The organism is Algibacter sp., assembly GCF_029245835.1.
In the GTDB taxonomy this organism is placed as follows: domain Bacteria; phylum Bacteroidota; class Bacteroidia; order Flavobacteriales; family Flavobacteriaceae; genus Algibacter_B.
Map to the genome: position 1 here is coordinate 1 of NZ_JAQWOO010000061.1, position 18,533 is coordinate 18,533.

Annotated in this window: 14 protein-coding genes and 1 tRNA gene; 8 read left to right on the forward strand and 7 right to left on the reverse strand. The window is 33.2% G+C overall.

All coding sequences use genetic code 11. The features are described from left to right. From P8K68_RS09895 to P8K68_RS09905, 3 genes are all read right to left on the reverse strand, one after another. A partial coding sequence (locus tag P8K68_RS09895) for an aspartate aminotransferase family protein (RefSeq protein ID WP_300250275.1) occupies positions 1–1,430 on the reverse strand: 1,430 nt, incomplete at its 3' end. Next, on the reverse strand, positions 1,427–2,884 hold the full coding sequence (locus tag P8K68_RS09900) for a membrane dipeptidase (protein WP_300250277.1): 1,458 nt from the start codon (positions 2,882–2,884) through the stop codon (positions 1,427–1,429). The genes P8K68_RS09900 and P8K68_RS09895, both read right to left, overlap by 4 nt. A gap of 174 nt (positions 2,885–3,058) precedes the next feature. Beyond that, complete coding sequence (locus P8K68_RS09905; protein WP_300250281.1) at positions 3,059–4,489, reverse strand: T9SS type A sorting domain-containing protein; 1,431 nt, start codon at positions 4,487–4,489, stop codon at positions 3,059–3,061. 190 nt (positions 4,490–4,679) lie between these two features. Here P8K68_RS09905 and P8K68_RS09910 point away from each other — a divergent pair, with 190 nt between their 5' ends. Beyond that, positions 4,680–5,225, forward strand: coding sequence for a flavodoxin (locus P8K68_RS09910; protein WP_300250284.1), 546 nt, complete (start codon positions 4,680–4,682; stop codon positions 5,223–5,225). A gap of 58 nt (positions 5,226–5,283) precedes the next feature. Here P8K68_RS09910 and P8K68_RS09915 read toward each other — a convergent pair. Both P8K68_RS09915 and mce read right to left on the reverse strand, forming a co-directional pair. Continuing rightward, a tRNA-Ile gene (locus tag P8K68_RS09915) sits at positions 5,284–5,357 on the reverse strand. 184 nt (positions 5,358–5,541) lie between these two features. Then, positions 5,542–5,946, reverse strand: coding sequence for a methylmalonyl-CoA epimerase (gene mce / locus P8K68_RS09920; protein ID WP_300250289.1), 405 nt, complete (start codon positions 5,944–5,946; stop codon positions 5,542–5,544). Between the two features lie 140 nt (positions 5,947–6,086). On the opposite strand from mce, the gene rbfA reads away from it, so the two are divergent. Together rbfA and P8K68_RS09930 are read left to right on the forward strand one after the other, a co-directional pair. Next, positions 6,087–6,491 (forward strand): 30S ribosome-binding factor RbfA, encoded by a 405-nt coding sequence (gene rbfA, locus P8K68_RS09925; protein WP_300250291.1) that lies wholly within the window; start codon positions 6,087–6,089, stop codon positions 6,489–6,491. 98 nt (positions 6,492–6,589) lie between these two features. Beyond that, the gene (locus P8K68_RS09930) at positions 6,590–7,795 is read left to right on the forward strand and encodes an FtsX-like permease family protein (protein ID WP_300250294.1); all 1,206 of its coding nucleotides are present in this window, start codon (positions 6,590–6,592) and stop codon (positions 7,793–7,795) included. Between the two features lie 396 nt (positions 7,796–8,191). Here P8K68_RS09930 and dusB read toward each other — a convergent pair whose 3' ends face one another. Next, positions 8,192–9,187: a tRNA dihydrouridine synthase DusB gene (gene dusB, locus P8K68_RS09935; protein ID WP_300250297.1), complete on the reverse strand. Its 996-nt coding sequence runs from the start codon at positions 9,185–9,187 to the stop codon at positions 8,192–8,194. 22 nt (positions 9,188–9,209) lie between these two features. After that, positions 9,210–9,602 carry a DUF4345 domain-containing protein gene (locus P8K68_RS09940; protein WP_300250300.1) on the reverse strand — a complete coding sequence of 131 codons (393 nt, stop codon included), beginning with the start codon at positions 9,600–9,602 and terminating at the stop codon, positions 9,210–9,212. A gap of 141 nt (positions 9,603–9,743) precedes the next feature. Between P8K68_RS09940 and lepA the strand changes: the two genes are divergently transcribed. The 5 genes from lepA to glgB all read left to right on the forward strand — a co-directional run bounded on the left by lepA (position 9,744) and on the right by glgB (position 18,470). Then, positions 9,744–11,540 carry a translation elongation factor 4 gene (lepA, locus tag P8K68_RS09945; protein WP_300250303.1) on the forward strand — a complete coding sequence of 599 codons (1,797 nt, stop codon included), beginning with the start codon at positions 9,744–9,746 and terminating at the stop codon, positions 11,538–11,540. Between the two features lie 497 nt (positions 11,541–12,037). Beyond that, positions 12,038–13,240 carry a glycogen synthase gene (glgA, locus tag P8K68_RS09950; protein WP_300250306.1) on the forward strand — a complete coding sequence of 401 codons (1,203 nt, stop codon included), beginning with the start codon at positions 12,038–12,040 and terminating at the stop codon, positions 13,238–13,240. A 31-nt stretch (positions 13,241–13,271) separates the two neighbouring features. Beyond that, positions 13,272–14,540 carry a glucose-1-phosphate adenylyltransferase gene (locus tag P8K68_RS09955; RefSeq protein ID WP_300250308.1) on the forward strand — a complete coding sequence of 423 codons (1,269 nt, stop codon included), beginning with the start codon at positions 13,272–13,274 and terminating at the stop codon, positions 14,538–14,540. Between the two features lie 39 nt (positions 14,541–14,579). Continuing rightward, entirely contained in the window at positions 14,580–16,517 is a 1,938-nt protein-coding gene (locus tag P8K68_RS09960) for an alpha-1,4-glucan--maltose-1-phosphate maltosyltransferase (protein WP_300250311.1), read from the forward strand. Between the two features lie 42 nt (positions 16,518–16,559). Continuing rightward, positions 16,560–18,470, forward strand: a complete 1,911-nt coding sequence (gene glgB, locus P8K68_RS09965; protein ID WP_300250314.1) for a 1,4-alpha-glucan branching protein GlgB — start codon at positions 16,560–16,562, stop codon at positions 18,468–18,470. The last annotated feature ends 63 nt before the right edge of the window (positions 18,471–18,533 follow it).

Consider the following 18,533-nt stretch of genomic DNA (forward strand, 5'->3'; position numbering starts at 1 on the left):
CTATTGATTTTATCTAAGAAATCAAGAACAATATCGTCTAACTCATCGCTTCCAGCAAGAACATTCATCATCCCATACATTGGCGATGTGTTCTCTTTATATATGTCATTAGAACTAGATTGCGATTTTTGGAACTTCGATATTGAGCCTTCTGGAAGAATGTTTTTAACCCCTTTAACTAAGCCAATTTGAAGCTTGTCACTTATTTTGCTGAGCTTGAATTTTTTGACCTCTTTTATAGATGCTTTTAAATCCTCTAAAAAAGTATCAATAATGTCTTTATGAATGTAATTAATGGTAAAATGTAAACTTGGAGGCAACTGCTGACGTTCAAAGTGCCATCCTTTTTTATTTAAAATGTCTGCCAATTGATAAACATTAATTGTGGAAGATTGAAAAGATACAATACTCATATCTGGCTGATCTATTAGCTGTAAATCTTTAATTTCATCAATCCCCGCTATCATTTGTTTTGTTGCATTCATTGTGTGTTTGGCCATGTCTAAATACCCATTTTCACCAATTCCTTTTAATGCTGCCCATGCTCCAGCAATACAGCCTCCAGGTCTTGTCCCTAAAATAGTTGGAGAGCCGTATACTCCACCACTCCATTTGGTGTAAACAGAAAATTGAAACTTTCTTAAACTTGAATTTTTGTATAGTACTATTGATGCGCCTTTTGGTGAATAACCATATTTATGCATGTCTGCAGAAATAGAAGTTACCCCATCAGCTTTAAAATCAAAATCAACCAATGGATACCCCAACTTTTTAACAAAAGGCAAAATGAACCCTCCAATACAGGAGTCTACATGACATAATAAATTGTTCTTTTTTGCTAAGGCTGCTATTTCAGGAATTGGATCTACCAACCCATGGGGGTATGATGGAGCAGACCCAATAAGTAAAATCGTGTTTTTTGAAATTGCCTTCTCCATTGCTTTTACATCAGCTCTATAGTCTTTAACCGGGACAACAATAAAATCAAGTTTAAAATACTTGAATGCTTTAATAAAGGCAGGGTGAGCAGATGACGGAATAATTACTTCTGGATTTTTTATGTCGGGCTTATGCTGCTTTGCCCAATCTCTAGCTGTTTTTACAGCTAATAAAATACTTTCTGTTCCCCCTGAGGTAATATTTCCCCTCACATTAATATCTCCATTAAATAAATCGGCACACATAGAAACTACTTCAGATTCCATTCTAGAAAGCGTTGGTGTAGCACTTGGATTCAGCGCATTTTCAGCATAAAATTCATCGTATATCTCTTTGATAAGTTTAGCTTTTTCATCACCCGGATAATAGACCAAACAAAAAGCTTTCCCTTTTCTCCAGTCAACGTCTTTTGAACGATATTTTTTTAAAGATGATAAAAGTTGCTCTTTACTAGAACCTGTTTTTGGAAATTGAATTTTAGGTTTTTTCATAACGTATCATCTTTAAAATTTTTTATTAAGAAATTCATGGCGTTTAACCTGAATATTTTGTCTAAAATTTCTTCTGGAGATAAGTCAAACCATAAATCTTTTCTATACTTATTGATGTTTAAATACACTGTCAAATCTTCTTTTAAAACCGGCATTTTTGACATATTTTCATAGCAATCAAAATGATTAATTACACCATCAAAATCAGTCCCTAAGGTAAGTATATCCCAGGCCGATTTTTCACCAATAGACTCAACATAAAAAAAGATTGTGTCAAGAATTAGCTGGATAAAGGCTTCTTTTTTTTTAATTGGATTTTTAATGGCATTTATTTTTTCTTGAGTGGCTTTTCCGCAATGCCTTCCCTTGTCAAGTATAATCCCTATTAATCCTTTATAACGATGTATGTGTGTAATTTCTTCTTTACACATATTTATGCTCCAAGAATAAAAAGTAGACTTTTTTGTTTTGTGAGCGTTGTCTTTTCTTTTGACGGATTCTGCAAAACTATTGAATCCATTTACTGCTGTATGGCTAGATATTGTAGGAATAATATCTGCTGGATTATTTATGTTGTGCTTTTCTATTAAATCATAGTATTCCATTCTTGATTGTACACTCATGTGTCTTGTATCAATAAGTATTCTCTTTCCATTTTCCTTACTTAATAAAGCGCTTATTACTTTTTTACCGACAGATGTAAACCCTAAATTAAGTCCTTTTGTTTGGTCACAAGTAACCCGAGTGGCTGATGAAAGAGATGTGGCATGACCACATAATTGATTCCAAAAATGATGAGCAAAGGTCATGAAAAAGGGTGGGTACTTTCGTTTTTTTAAGGCTTTAACATTGTCTAACAGCAACTCTTCAAGTTGTTTGTCATTTAATTGTTGAGATTCATTGGTTCCACAATTTAGAACATGTGCTCCTTCAATGGTGACTACTATTGCTATGTTACCTGGATCTTTTTCTAGCCAGTTATTTAATTCAGCAAAGTTTCTTACAACCTTATAATTGTATTTTCCACAAGGGGAAGGTCCTTGGTTGTTTATAAGGAAATCGTATTGTTCATTTAAGTCTTCATAATAATTTTCATTTGATTTATATTTATGGTATTGTCCTTTATTTATTCCTGAAACGTTAACTACAATAGCTTCAACATTTTTTTCCCCTAGTAGAAATTTAGGAATGGGCTTGTAGTTTATAAACCCTCTTTCTACTGGGTAAAGGGAGTCAAAAATAACACGGACATTACCGTTTACACAATGGTAAAAATTGGATTGTGAAACTTTTGAAATAAAATCAGAAAGTTTGACTATTTTTTTTCCTATAAAATTATTTATTAATGCATTTTCGTTTTCATCCCAAAGATTAGTTATTCCATCTTTATTGTTATGAAACACCCTCATTGTAGGATGACAATGTATATCTACAAAAAAATCTTTTTGTGCCATTTTAATTTATAATCAAAATTAGAGTTCTTAATATAGTAATAATTTGTCTTTATTATTTTACTTAGAAAGCTCTCTTAAGAAGATTAGTTAATATAGTGGGACTAACTATTTTGTTTGTGATCGTTTATTAAACAATTTACTTTAATTAGACTTTATTAGCTTTTGTAAGCTAAATCAATACTTGGACACTACAGTTCGAGAACTACTATTTAACCCATCAAACCGTATCAAGTATAACCCTGTAGACCAGTTTTCTGTTTGGATAATACTTGTTTTGTCTATTTTTTGTTGAAACACCAATTTTCCAGCAATAGAATAAATACTTACCAGACCACTTTCAAAAACCTCGAGTTTAATTTCGTTATTAAAAGGGTTGGGGTATGCTTTGACAGGATTTTCACCAAATTGCACAACTGAAGCTGCGCTACAAGGCGTTTTTAACGACTGGAACCAATCTAATGCAGTAGTAAGCGCTGGGAAAACACATGCATTATGATTTAAGCCTGAACCTGAATTAATCGATTGAACATATGGAGCACCATTAGTGTTCATTACAGAATCTGCAACTAAAGCATTGGTATATGCCACCTGTTCGTCTGCCGTACAATAATACATATTGACAGGCTCTTGAGGAGTCCAATCGTAATTATCGTTGTCCAAAAGAGCTACCCATAGAGGGTGAGTCTTATTTACTGAATCATTTATAAAATTCATTAGAACACTATCAATAATCAATGAGTCCATAACTTGAGGAAGCAAACCATTTAATTGTCCCATGCCTAATGTGGTATTATTACCATCAAAAAAGGGAGGCACAATAGTGTCGTATGGAGATTTTAATATGTCAGACCAGCTGTTAAATATGTTGCCATAAACATGCTCATAAGAAGCCAATAAATAAGCGATATATCCAGGGTTTGAATAAGGGGTAAGTGAGGTTAAACTATCCGCCATTGTAATGGACAGTACATAAGGTCCTGAACAAGGCGCTGAAGCAATTATATCAAATTCATTTGATAAACCATTATCGTTAATGTATTTATGAGTAGCCATACAAGCGTGACCTCCTTGCGAGTAACCAGTAATAAATACTTCACCATTGTCAATCATACCTAAGCTGTCTGAGATGAACTCTCTTGCTGCTCTAATCATATCGATTGAAGCCGTTGCTTCAGATTCTCCATGAACATAGGGATGTAATCCAGGGCTTTCTCCCATGCCAACATAGTCTGGCATACATGTAAAATAGCCGCCAGCTGAAAACACTTTTCCAATCAATGTTTCCTGTATGTTATAAGAGGGGACATCAACTTTCTTCAAAGACGTACCGTGATGATATACAGCCATTGGGAAATCCAAGCAGGTAGTATTGGTTGGCACTAAAAAAGCACCAGAAGCAATCGTAGGATTACCATGAGCATCAACAGTATTGTAAATCATTTTATACATGTCAACATCAAAAGGCAAGTTTAAACCTGTTGATGTACTAAGAATAAAAGATAGTGTCGTTTCAACGTAATTGCAAGAAACTAAATATTGAGAATTCACCTTTTTTATGGGAGAAAACCATAAAATAAAAAGTGATGCATATAAAATGTTTTTCATCTTAAAAGTGTTCGAATTGTTAATTTAAAGGGTATAATATAAATCAATTATTATAATCTGTTTCGTCTTGTTTAAAAAACATTTAAAACAAGTTTATCCATTCCATAAATTTAATATAATTTTACTTATTAAGATTTATTATAAATAATAGGCTTTTATTTGCTTGAAATTTCTGCAGTAAATTATATCTATGAAAATAAAACTAATTTTTGGAAGCGATACCGGTAATACAGATTACGTGGTAGACACCTATATTATTAATTTATTAGATCCATTTGAAGTTAGTGTAACAGAAGTGCATAATTTAAAACCTAAAGACTGGGATACTGAAGATTTTATACTTTTGGGAATACCAACATGGTATGATGGTGATCTTCAAAGTGATTGGGAAGATTATTATGACGAATTTACTCAAATAGATTTTACAGGTAAAACAGTGGCTATATTTGGTCTTGGCGATCAAATTGGATATAGCGAATATTTTGTTGATGGAATTGGGGTTTTAGCAAAAGTAATCATGCATAATGGAGGGAATATAATTGGGCACTGGCCAACTAAAGACTATGATTATGACGAATCCAAAGCCTTGGTTAACGAAGATTACTTTTACGGATTAGCTATTGATGAAGATAATGAATCTGACTTAACTTTTGAAAGAGTTGATAAGTGGATAAAACAACTTAAAAAGGAAATTAATCAGATAAAATCTATTCCAAAAAACCTAGACTTAGCTTAGTCTTTTTGAGTCAGTAAATTCTAACAAAAAAAGCCCCCACTATCTGTGGAGGCTATCGTGGGCCCAGAAGGGCTCGAACCTTCGACCCCCTGATTATGAGTCAGGTGCTCTAACCAACTGAGCTATAGGACCGAAATTGGAGTGCAATATTACTACTTATTTTAATTGTTAGCAAGAAACGAACACTAATAAATTTTAAAAAATATTTCCTTTTTAAGAAAGTTTAAAATATTTAATACGAGAACATAGTGATTACGCAAGTTCTTACTTTTTTAATTTATTTCACTTAAAACTAAAAAATTTAAACCTGTGAAAATTATTCTTTGATCTCTTGACATAACTCAATTAAAACACCATTTGATGATTTTGGATGTAAAAAAACAAACAACTTATTATCGGCACCCCGCTTTGGTATTTCATTTAATACCTTAAAACCCTCTTTTTTAAGTCGCTTAATTTCAGATTCAATATCATCAACATCAAAAGCAATGTGATGAATCCCTTCGCCTTTTTTATCTACAAATTTTGCTATTGGACTATCTTTTTTTGTAGCCTCAAGGAGTTCAATTTTATTATCGCCAACTTTAAAAAAAGAAGTTTTTACACCTTCACTTTTTACTTCTTCAGTTTTATAATGCGGTTCACCAAAGAGTTTGGAAAACAATTCATTAGAATCTTTTAGACTTTTTACAGCTATTCCTATATGTTCAATTTTATTCATTGAAAAAGTTAATTATTTCATTTCCGCAAAGGCGGAAATCTCTTAAATTCCATATCAAAATACGAAAATCACTTTAAAAGTAACATAATCTTTAAATATCCGTTATTTTTGTGCCCTAAACCTTTAACAGGTATTAAGCAATGAGTAATATAGAGGAAAGTCAAAGACAAAAAAAAATAGGAACCGTTTTACAGCAGGATTTAGTTGAAGTTCTTCAAGGCGCTGCTACACAGGGCGGTATGCGAGGTGTATTAATATCTGTTTCTAAAGTAAAAGTAACTGTAGATTTAGGTGTGGCAAGAGTCTATTTAAGTATTTTTCCTAATGATAAAGGTAAAGAATTACTGGAAGGCATTAAATCTAACACGCCAGCAATTCGTCATGAATTAGCACAACGTACTAGACACCAACTACGCCGTATGCCTAATTTAGAATTTTTTATTGATGATTCTTTAGAGTATATCGACCAAATAGAAAAGTCTTTAAAAGGGAAAGAAAATCCAATAAAAGACCCTACAATTTTAGAAAAAAGAAAAAAATCTTAATTTTTTAATTGAGCTTTTAATCAGATAATATTTATTGGTTTTTTAATGGTCTGCTTGAACATTCATTTTGTCATTATATTTTCATAATATTATAAATTATGAATGTTTCTCTATACATAGCAAAACGTTACTTACGCTCAAAGAGCACTAACAATGCTATTAACTTTATAACTTACATAGCTATTATTGGTGTTATTTTAGGTTCTGCATCTTTATTTATTGTACTTTCTGGTTTTGCAGGTTTAAAAGATTTTACACTTCAGTTTTCAAGTCAGGTAGACCCCGACTTAAAAGCCGAAACTTCCATAGGAAAATCATTCATCCTAACCGAAGATGAGACCAACAAACTCAATAATTTAGAAGCTATTGCTAGCTATTCTAAAATTGTAGAAGAACGTGTGTTTTTAGCCTCTGAAGACAAAAACACACTAGCTATTATAAAGGGTGTTGACGAAAAGTTTCAAAGTGTAGTGGCCATCGATTCTACTTTAGATTATGGGAATTGGATAGAACAAAAAACCAATCAATTGGTTGTAGGTTGGGGTATTTCCAATAGCTTATCCCTTGGTGTTTTAGATTTTACAAAACCCATAAATATTTATGTTCCAAAACCAGGAAAAGGTCAAATAACATCCACAAAAAATGCATTTAATTCTATAAGTGCTATAAACGTTGGCGTGTTTTATATTAACGAAACTCTAAACGACACTTATGTCTATGCACCGATAGATTTAGCTAGGAATTTACTTAATTACCAACCCAACCAAATTACATCAATAGAGTTTAAACTCAAAAGCGGTGTAGATGAAACACAAGCCAAAACAAACATTCAAGCCATTCTGGGCGATAAAGTGATATTAAAAAACAGAGCACAACTTAACGATGCGCTTTACAAAATGCTAAACACCGAAAATTTAGCCGTCTACCTCATCTTTACACTTGTGCTCATCATAGCGTTTTTCAACGTTATTGGCTCATTAATTATGATGATGCTCGATAAAAAAAGAAGCCTAAGTACCCTATTTAACATTGGTGCTACTGTAAAAGACATCCGAAAAATATTTTTTTACCAAGGCAGTTTAATGAGTGTATTTGGCGGGCTCATTGGGTTAGGCGTCGCACTCATCATCACAGCGCTACAAAAAGTATTTAACCTCGTCATGATAACCCCAACACTAGCCTACCCCATAACCATAAAATTAGAGAACTTCTTTATTGTTTTTATTACCATTTCTGTTTTAGGGGTTATTGCTTCAAAAATTGCATCAGCGCGAATTACAAAATCTTTAATTCAGAATTTATAAATTATTTGGACGATCCCCGAAGAAAAATCCGGTCAGGCTTTTCGCTATATCTTTTTTGAGAAAAACAAAAAAGGATGCCGCTACAATCCTTATCGCGGGTTTATCCGTAAAATTTAGTTTTTCACTAACTCCAAATCTATTTGCGCTTATCCTTACTTGGAAAAACAAACTAAAAAAATAATGTGTTAACGAATGATAAGTAGAAATTTCCTAATAAATCGATTTGATTTTTTATTTCGTTTTGCATCAAGGCAAAATAAAAAGGAGAAAAATTCAGTTTAAAGATATCTGAAAAACACCCCTAAAGTCCCCTCAAGGGGACAAACAAAACCAAGAATCTTCGTTCTTAAAAACAAAAATATGTATTCTAAGAAACTAATAAATTCGTTTCTAAAACTACTCCGTAAATTGATACCCAGCAAATTTTTCTAACACCTCATCAAAAGCAGCAAATACATCTTCTGACTGGTCAGAAGTTACCATTTTCATTCGATGTTCCTTAAAGTGTGGAATCCCTTTAAAGTAATTGGTATAATGGCGTCGAGTTTCAAAAACACCTAGAATTTCACCTTTCCAATCAATTGCCATTTGTAAATGTCTGCGCGCTGCTTCTACACGTTCTTCTAAAGAAATGGGTGCTAAGTGTTCACCGGTTTCAAAAAAGTGTTTTACTTGTTTAAAAAACCAAGGGTTTCCAATACTAGCACGACCAATCATGGCGCCATCCAATCCGTATTCATCACGCATTTCCATAGCACGCTCAGGACTAGTTATGTCCCCATTTCCAAATACAGGAATATGCATTCTGGGATTGTTTTTTACTTGTGCTATAGGTTTCCAATCCGCATCACCTTTATACATTTGCGCACGGGTACGCCCATGGATAGCAATCGCTTTACAACCTACATCTTGCAAACGTTCTGCTACCTCAACAATTCTTATAGAATCGTGGTCCCAACCCAAACGGGTTTTTACAGTAATAGGGATGTTGGTACGTTTTACCATTTCGGCAGTGAGTTGTTCCATTAAACAGATATCTTTTAGAATACCTGCGCCTGCGCCTTTACTCACTACTTTTTTTACTGGACAACCAAAATTGATGTCAATAATATCTGGTTTAGATTTCTCAACAATATCAATAGTTTGTAGCATACTATCTAAATTTGCTCCAAATATTTGAATCCCTACGGGTCGCTCTTTTTCATAAATATCTAATTTCATAACGCTCTTTGCAGCGTTACGGATTAAACCCTCGCTAGATACAAACTCAGTATAAACTACATCGGCACCTTGCTCTTTACACAAGGCTCGAAATGGCGGGTCGCTAACATCTTCCATCGGTGCTAAAAGTAACGGAAAATCAGGAAGTTCTATATTGTCTATTTTTACCAAGCGTTTTTTATTTGTGGCAAAATTAAGGTTTTTTATTAAACTTACTCAATAACCAAACACTATAAAACCCTAAAAATAATTCTGCAAAAGTCCCGAAAAGATACCCAAAAGTGGGTGTACCATCAATCCATAAACTTAATAGCCTTCCAAAACCTAAACCTAGCATAAAAATGAGGTTTGTAATTAAAGCTAACTTCAAATAATTCGCTTTAAAAATGCCTAAAATCCACACTATTGAAAACCCTAAATACAAACCCATTATGGCTTTAAAAAAGCTATGCTCATCGATGGTATTTAAATGAATATCGAATTGCGAATCGGGGTTAAATCCATAAACAAAAGACACTGGCACAACAATTAAAACAGAAATAATCAAGTGGATTTTATTGATAAAGTCTTCTTTGGATTTAATCATAATTAACTTTTTAAATAAATATACTGATAATTTAATTGTTATTATTTTTAAGAGAGCACTTGAAATACGATTAATCACATCCTTTTAGCATAAAATAATTAAACTATCTTTGCGGAATCTTTTTTATGAAGATTGTTGACTATGGAGAACATTAGAAATTTTTGCATTATTGCACATATTGATCACGGTAAAAGTACGCTTGCAGACCGTTTATTAGATTTAACAGGATCAGTAACCGCTAGAGAACAACAAGCGCAGTTACTAGATAGTATGGATTTAGAACGCGAACGCGGTATCACAATCAAATCTCACGCCATCCAAATGGATTATGAGTTTGAAGGGGAAAAATATATTTTAAACCTAATTGATACACCAGGTCATGTGGATTTCTCTTATGAAGTATCTCGATCTATTGCAGCATGTGAAGGTGCTTTATTAATTGTTGATGCAGCACAGAGTATTCAAGCACAAACCATTTCTAATTTATACTTGGCTTTAGAAAACGACTTAGAGATTATTCCTGTTTTAAACAAAGTTGATTTACCAAGTGCTAATCCTGAAGAGGTTACCGACGACATTGTAGATTTACTGGGTTGTGAGCCTGAAGAAGTGATTTATGCTAGTGGAAAAACAGGCTTTGGAGTTGATAATATTTTAGAAGCCATTATAAAACGTATTCCAGCACCCAAAGGAGACCCAGATGCGCCATTGCAAGCCTTAATTTTTGATTCTGTTTATAACACCTTTAGAGGTATTGAAACCTATTTTAGAGTCTTTAATGGTGAAATTAAAAAAGGACAACACATAAAGTTTGTTGCTACGGATAAGGATTATTACGCTGATGAGGTTGGTACGCTAAAACTAAATCAAGTTGCAAAACAGAGTGTAAAAACAGGTGATGTTGGCTATCTTATTACAGGTATAAAAACAGCTAAAGAAGTAAAAGTAGGTGATACAATTACAGATTTCGCAAAACCTACTACCAATATTGTTGAAGGTTTTGAAGATGTGAAACCCATGGTTTTTGCAGGTATTTACCCTGTTGATACTGAAGATTATGAAGAGCTAAGAAACTCCATGGAAAAATTACAACTAAACGATGCTTCGTTAGTGTTTGTTCCAGAAAGTTCTGCAGCATTGGGCTTTGGTTTCCGTTGTGGATTCTTAGGCATGCTTCATATGGAAATTATTCAAGAACGTTTAGAACGGGAGTTTGATATGACGGTTATCACCACTGTACCCAATGTATCATATCATGCTTACACCAATAAAAATCCAGAAGAAGCTTTTATAGTAAATAATCCTTCTGACCTACCAGAACCTTCAACCGTAAACCGTGTTGAAGAACCTTATATTAAAGCAACCATTATTACAAAATCTGATTTTGTTGGTAATGTCATGAGTTTGTGTATAGAAAAACGTGGCATTATTACCAACCAGACATATTTAACTACGGAGCGTGTTGAATTAACTTTTGAAATGCCTTTAGCTGAAATTGTTTTCGATTTTTATGATCGTTTAAAAACAGTTTCAAAAGGTTATGCATCTTTTGATTATTCTCCAATAGGTATGAAAGTATCAAAACTAGTGCGTTTAGATATTTTATTAAATGCGCAAACGGTTGATGCACTTTCAGCCTTAATTCATGCTGATAATGCACACCATATAGGTAAAAAAATGTGCGAGAAGCTTAAAGAATTAATTCCGCGTCAGCAATTTGATATTCCAATTCAAGCCGCAATTGGTGCCAAAATAATTTCTCGCGAAACCATAAAAGCACTTCGTAAAGATGTAACTGCTAAATGTTATGGGGGTGATATTTCGCGAAAGCGAAAACTTCTTGAAAAACAGAAAAAAGGTAAAAAACGTATGCGTCAAGTAGGAAATGTAGAAATCCCTCAGCAAGCGTTTATGGCCGTTTTAAAATTAAATGATTAAAAATAAACTCACCCTTTCCATTTGTTAGCTTATTGAAATTTAACAACATGCTTGCTAAATGCTTATTTTATATAGAAGCCTAAAATAACCAACTAGGTGTTTTTGCATTTTTGGTTGAATGATTAAAACCAAAGTTGTTCTTTTCTCTATTTTTTTTATTGATAATTTCCTTTAATTGGAAAAAAGCCTTTTTTTCAATAAAAATAAATCGACTTTAAATTTTTTTAGAATAATTTTTGTATGTTTATAACATAGTAAAAATCATTCAGACAAACTAACTAAATCAGGCTTTACCCTACACTATTATTGATGTTATCACGTTTATTTCAGTTTTTTTAATTAATTAAAGTTATTAACAATTAATAAACCAACATACTTTAGTCTTACAACTAAGTGTGATAAAATACATTTATGTCTAGTTAAATCTTTTAAAAGATTTTGACATTAACATTTTTAAGAGGAGATTTTTATCAATCAAATGATAAGTAAACAAATTTATGAAAGCACTTTTTTACACTAAGGAATTTCCACCACATGTTTATGGTGGAGCAGGGGTTCATGTTGAATATTTAGCAGGCGAATTGGCCAAACTAATGGAAATAGACGTAAGGTGCTTTGGGGATCAAGATGATAAATTGCCAAATTTAACAGTTAAAGGATTCACAGATGATAAACCTATTTTTAAAGATTCTGACGATAAATTAAAATCTGTTTTTAAAACCTTGAGTGCCTGCATAGATATGAATGCAGCTCCAATTGATGCAGATGTCGTACATTGTCATACTTGGTATGCCCATTTTGCAGGTATTGTTGCAAAACTTTGCTACGGAACACCTTTAGTGATAACAACACACTCCTTAGAGCCATTACGCCCTTGGAAACGTGAGCAATTAGGCAGAGGTTATGATGCTTCTTCTTGGGTTGAAAAAACGGCTTTAGAAATGGCAGACGCCCTAATTGCAGTATCTGAAGAAACTAAAGAGGATGTTATTAAACACTTTAATGTTGATGAAAGCAAGATACATGTTATATACAACGGCATAGATCTTCAGCAGTACATAACAACACCGGAGACTTCCACGCTAGATGAGTATAACGTTGACAAAACAAAGCCTTATGTGCTTTTTGTTGGCAGAATTACAAGACAAAAAGGCATTATTCATTTAGTAAATGCTATAAAATATATTGACCCTGACACACAAATTGTACTTTGCGCTGGCGCACCAGATACTAAAGAAATTGGTATTGAAATGGAAGAAGCTGTTAACGAAGTAAAAAAGACGCGTGATAATGTAATTTGGATTGATAAAATGGTGACTAAAGAAGAAATCATTCAACTATACTCGCATGCCGATGTGTTTTGTTGCCCATCAATTTATGAGCCTTTCGGAATTATAAATATTGAAGCTATGGCTTGTAATACAGCAGTTGTTGCAAGTGCTGTTGGCGGTATAAAAGAAGTTGTTGTACATGGAGAAACAGGTTTATTGATTCCGCTAGAACAACAAAAAGTAGCCCCTTTTGAACCTATTGACCCAGATAAGTTTTCCAGAGATTTAGCCAATGGCGTAAATAAGATAATTTTAGATAAGTCATTAAGAGAAACTATGGCTAAAAATGGTAGAAAACGTGTTGAAGATTACTTCGATTGGATTGCCATTGCAAAACAAGTAGAAGAATTATACAAATCATTAATATAATTAACCAAACAATAAACTAAAAAATCTAGTTATGATAAATAATAATGTATTAGCCATAATATTAGGAGGAGGCCAAGGATCAAGACTTTATCCGCTTACAGAAGAGCGGTCAAAACCAGCAGTTCCAATTGCAGGGAAATACAGATTAGTAGATATTCCAATCTCAAATTGTATAAATGCAGACATCAAGCGTATGTTTGTATTAACACAATTTAATTCGGCCTCGTTAAATCGTCATATAAAAGATACATATCATTTTAGTTTTTTTAGTTCTGCTTTTGTTGATGTATTAGCTGCAGAACAAACAATAAATAATAAAACATGGTTTCAAGGGACTGCAGATGCTGTTCGCCAAAGTATGCATCATTTTTTAAGACACGACTTTAAATATTTCTTAATCCTTTCTGGCGACCAATTATACCAAATGGATTATGAGCATTTAATTAATGAACATGAGAAAAGTAACGCTAAAATATCTATTGCTACTATTCCTGTAAATGCTAAAGACGCTACTGAATTTGGTATTCTAAAATCTGATGATAAAAATGTAATCACTTCATTTATAGAAAAACCAGACGCCAGTTTATTACCAGATTGGACTTCTGATGTAAGTGATGAAATGAAAGGAGAAGGAAGACACTATTTAGCATCAATGGGTATATACGTTTTTAACAGAGAGCTGTTAACCGATTTAATGAAGGATCCAGATACCAATGATTTTGGTAAAGAAATTATACCTCAAGCCATAGAAAAACATAAAACTGTTAGTTATCAATACGAGGGTTATTGGACAGATATAGGAAATATTGATTCCTTCTTTGAGGCCAATATTGGGTTAACCGATGATATTCCTAAATTTGACTTATACGATAAGAAAAAACGTATTTATACCAGAGCTAGAATGTTACCTACTACCAAATTAGCTGGTACTATGGTTGAAAAATCTGTTTTAGCTGAAGGGTGTATTGTAAGTGCTGCAAAAATTGAAAGGTCAGTTATTGGTATTCGTTCAAGAATAGGAAATGAATCTACGGTAATAAATACCTATATGATGGGAAGTGATTCTTATGAATCATTGGATGATATAGACAGAAAACATATTCCAATTCTTATGGGTATTGGAGAGCGTTGCTTTATAAAAAATGCCATTCTAGATAAAAATTGCCGAATTGGAGACGATGTTAGAATAAATGGAGGTAAACATTTAGAGGATTTTGAAACTGAAACCTATATGATTAGGCAAGGCATTGTTGTTGTTAAAAAAGGAGCAACAATTCCTAAAGGAACAATCATTAAATAATTACCTAAACTTTTTATTCTTCTTATATAATCAACCAAAATGCAAGACCAAAAAAGAGTTGTAATTGACCATGTTTCACCAAGTGTTAATTGTGGTGAGTTTTATATAAAACGTGTAGTAAATGAAATTGTTAATGTAGATGCTCATATTATGGCTGATGGTCATGATGTTTTAGGCGCATCTATTCTATATAAACCTGAAAAAGGAAGAGCTTGGAGAGAAGCTAGAATGCATTTAGTTTCTAATGATGAGTGGCAAGCTTCTTTTACTGTAGATCAACAAGGATTTTATGCTTATAAAGTTGAAGCTTGGGTTGATTATGCCCTAAACTGGCGTTATGGTTTAATTAGAAAAATTAATGATGGACAACACGTAGGTTCAGAATTACTTGAAGGCGCTGAACATATTGAAGCGATAATTGATAAAGTTTCAAAAGAAGACAAAGCGTATCTAGAGCGTCTTCATCGTTTATTCAAAAATGAAGACGATTATGGTGAAGCTATTACAGAAGCAACAACTGAAAAACTGTATCAAGTTTTCTTTAAAAATCCTTTAAAAATCCTAGTAAACACATCTAAAGAATATCAGGTTTATGTGGATAGAAAAAAAGCAAGGTTTAGTACTTGGTATGAATTTTTCCCACGCTCAGCTTCAGAAAAACAAGGTGTTCATGGCACCTTTAAAGATTGTGAGTGCTTATTACCGCGTATAAAAAATATGGGGTTTGATGTGGTGTATTTACCGCCTATTCATCCTATTGGAGAAGTAAACCGAAAAGGTAAAAATAATACAACTGAAGCAAAAGAAGGTGATGTTGGATCAACCTGGGGTGTAGGTTCTCAATACGGCGGACACAAAGATATCCATCCACAATTAGGTTCTCTCGATGATTTTAAATCATTAATTCAAAGGGCTAAAGAAAACAATCTTGAAATTGCCATGGATTATGCGCTACAAGCAGCTCCAGACCACCCTTGGGTTAAAGACCATCCGTCTTGGTTTAAATGGCGACCAGATGGTACCGTGCAGTATGCAGAAAATCCACCAAAAAAATATCAAGACATACTCCCTATTTATTGGGAAAGTGAAGACTATAAAAACCTATGGCATGAATGTTTAGATATTTTATTCCATTGGATAGATTGTGGTATAAATATTTTTAGAGTAGATAATCCGCACACCAAACCATTTTACTTCTGGAATTGGATTATTACTGAAGTAAAAGCAAAACATCCAGATGTTATTTTTTTAGCAGAAGCATTTACAGCACCAAAAGTGATGCAACAGCTAGCTAAACAGGGTTACACACAGTCTTATACCTATTTCACTTGGCGTGAAAGTAAGCATGAAATTATTGAATATGTTGAAGAACTAACCACAAGTGAACTAAGTGAATATATGCAACCTAATTTCTGGCCAAACACACCAGATATTAACCCCTATCATTTGCAAGGTGCTAACGAATCTAAACATATTCAAAGGTATGCGCTAGCAGCAACTTTAAGTTCTAGTATCGGTATTTATGGACCTGTTTTTGAATATATGCTTTCTAATTCTTTACTAGGAAAAGAAGAGTATTTAAATTCAGAAAAATTTCAAATTACACATTATAATTGGGACATTCAGAACAAGCTAACAACTATCATAGCAAAAATAAATTATATAAGACATCACAATCCAGCTCTTCAACAAACCAATAACATTAAATTCTGCCACATCAATAACGATAACTTGATAGCATTTTACAAATGGAATGATGATAGAACAAATGAGGTGTTTATTATTATCAGTTTAGACCATCACAATTCACAACAAGGGACAGTACAAGTTCCTCTTAACGATATAGGTGTACATCATGGGCATAATCTTGAAATGCATGATTTGATTACAGATAGTCGTTATAACTGGAAAGGCGAATGGTGTTTTGTAGAACTTCACCCAACAATGCCTTTTCATATTTTTAAAATAAATAAATAATTTTAGCATCTATTCGCTAAATAACAATAAATAAACAAACTAATGGCACAAGTAAAAGTTCACAGTCTATTTACAGAATTCGATATCAACCTTTTTAAAGCTGGAAAACATTTTAGACTTTATGAGAAGTTCGGTTCTCACCTTACAACCGTAGACGGTATTGATGGTGTATATTTTGCGGTTTGGGCGCCAACAGCAAAACAAGTATCTGTAATTGGCGACTTTAATTTTTGGATGGAAGGTGAACATCAATTAAATGTTCGTTGGGATTCTAGTGGTATCTGGGAAGGCTTTATTCCACTTATAGAAAAGGGCGCTGCATACAAATACAAAATACAAAGTCATAATAACGACATAAAAACCGAAAAAGCAGATCCATACGCAAGACGTTATGAACATAACCCCAAAACAGCATCTATAGTTTGGGATGATGATTATAAGTGGAAGGATAAAGATTGGATGAAAACGCGTAAAGCACATAATGCTATAGACGCACCTTACTCTGTTTATGAAGTACATTTAGGATCTTGGAAAAGACACGCTGAAGAAGACCGTTTTTTGTCTTACTTTGAACTGGCTGATGATTTAGTCACTTACGTAAAAGAGATGAATTTTACTCACGTTGAACTCATGCCTATTATGGAATTTCCTTACGACCCTTCTTGGGGTTATCAAGTTACCGGATATTTTGCACCAACATCACGTTTTGGTTATCCAGAAGAATTTAAATATTTAGTTGATAAATTACATCAAGCTGGAGTTGGAATTATTTTAGACTGGGTACCATCGCACTTCCCAGAAGATGCTCACGGATTAGGTTTCTTTGATGGTTCACACTTATATGAACATCCAGATAAACGTAAAGGCTATCACCAAGACTGGAAGAGTTTAATTTTTAATTATGAACGTAATGAAGTACGCTCGTTCTTAATAAGTAACGCTGCATTTTGGATGGATCAATACCACGCCGATGGTTTACGTGTTGATGCAGTTGCCTCTATGTTATTCTTGGATTATTCAAGAGAAGATGGAGAATGGGAACCAAATATGTACGGTGGTAGAGAAAATCTTGCAGTAATAAGCTTCTTGAAAGAATTAAATGAAGAAATTTATGCCTCTTTCCCAGATGTACAAACTATTGCTGAAGAATCTACAGCATTCCCTATGGTTTCTAAACCAACATTTGTTGGTGGCTTAGGATTTGGAATGAAATGGATGATGGGTTGGATGCATGATACTTTAGAGTATTTTGGTAAAGACCCCATATATAGAAAACACCATCAAAATGAAATCACATTCAGTTTAGCTTATGCATTTACTGAAAATTTTATGTTACCACTATCCCATGATGAAGTTGTTTATGGTAAAAATTCTATTTTAGGAAGAATGCCAGGTGATGAATGGCAACGTTTTGCTAATCTTCGTTTATTATATGGTTATATGTTTACACATCCAGGAACAAAACTATTATTTATGGGTAGTGAGTTTGGACAATATAACGAGTGGGACTTCCAAGAAAGTTTAGACTGGAACTTATTAGAGTTTAAGCCTCATAAAGATATGCAGAACTATTATAAATCGCTTAATGCTATTTATAAAAACACACCTGCACTTTATGAAAAAGGGTTTAGTGCGGAAGGTTTTGAGTGGATTAGTTATGACGACCACGAGAACTGTGTCATTTCATATATAAGAAAAGGTTACAAAGAAAAAGAAAACGTTGTTGTTGTCTGTAATTTAACACCTGCAGTTAGGAAGAGTTACAAAATAGGTGTTACAGCAAAAGGAAAATTAGTTGAAATTTTTAATAGTGATGCTGAAGCATTTGGAGGAAGTGGTATTGAAAATAAAAAACAAACCACCATTAAAAAAGAATCTTGGAACGGTAAAGATTATTCAGCTGAAATCACCTTACCACCTTTAGCAGTAACGATTTTTTCAATAAAATCTTAGTCTATTATTTTAGGCACTCTATAAGGGATTAAATATTGACTCTATTCAAAAAGTCAATATTTA

What these genes read in the sequence shown, in the direction of transcription:
- P8K68_RS09905 (WP_300250281.1), bottom strand. Translation starts at nt 4,489, where the DNA reads ATGAAAAACATTTTATATGCATCACTTTTTATTTTATGGTTTTCTCCC.
- P8K68_RS09955 (WP_300250308.1), top strand. Translation starts at nt 13,272, where the DNA reads ATGATAAATAATAATGTATTAGCCATAATATTAGGAGGAGGCCAAGGA.
- P8K68_RS09960 (WP_300250311.1), top strand. Translation starts at nt 14,580, where the DNA reads ATGCAAGACCAAAAAAGAGTTGTAATTGACCATGTTTCACCAAGTGTT.
- P8K68_RS09900 (WP_300250277.1), bottom strand. Translation starts at nt 2,884, where the DNA reads ATGGCACAAAAAGATTTTTTTGTAGATATACATTGTCATCCTACAATG.
- glgA (WP_300250306.1), top strand. Translation starts at nt 12,038, where the DNA reads ATGAAAGCACTTTTTTACACTAAGGAATTTCCACCACATGTTTATGGT.
- P8K68_RS09930 (WP_300250294.1), top strand. Translation starts at nt 6,590, where the DNA reads ATGAATGTTTCTCTATACATAGCAAAACGTTACTTACGCTCAAAGAGC.
- mce (WP_300250289.1), bottom strand. Translation starts at nt 5,946, where the DNA reads ATGAATAAAATTGAACATATAGGAATAGCTGTAAAAAGTCTAAAAGAT.
- P8K68_RS09940 (WP_300250300.1), bottom strand. Translation starts at nt 9,602, where the DNA reads ATGATTAAATCCAAAGAAGACTTTATCAATAAAATCCACTTGATTATT.
- glgB (WP_300250314.1), top strand. Translation starts at nt 16,560, where the DNA reads ATGGCACAAGTAAAAGTTCACAGTCTATTTACAGAATTCGATATCAAC.
- lepA (WP_300250303.1), top strand. Translation starts at nt 9,744, where the DNA reads ATGGAGAACATTAGAAATTTTTGCATTATTGCACATATTGATCACGGT.
- rbfA (WP_300250291.1), top strand. Translation starts at nt 6,087, where the DNA reads ATGAGTAATATAGAGGAAAGTCAAAGACAAAAAAAAATAGGAACCGTT.
- P8K68_RS09910 (WP_300250284.1), top strand. Translation starts at nt 4,680, where the DNA reads ATGAAAATAAAACTAATTTTTGGAAGCGATACCGGTAATACAGATTAC.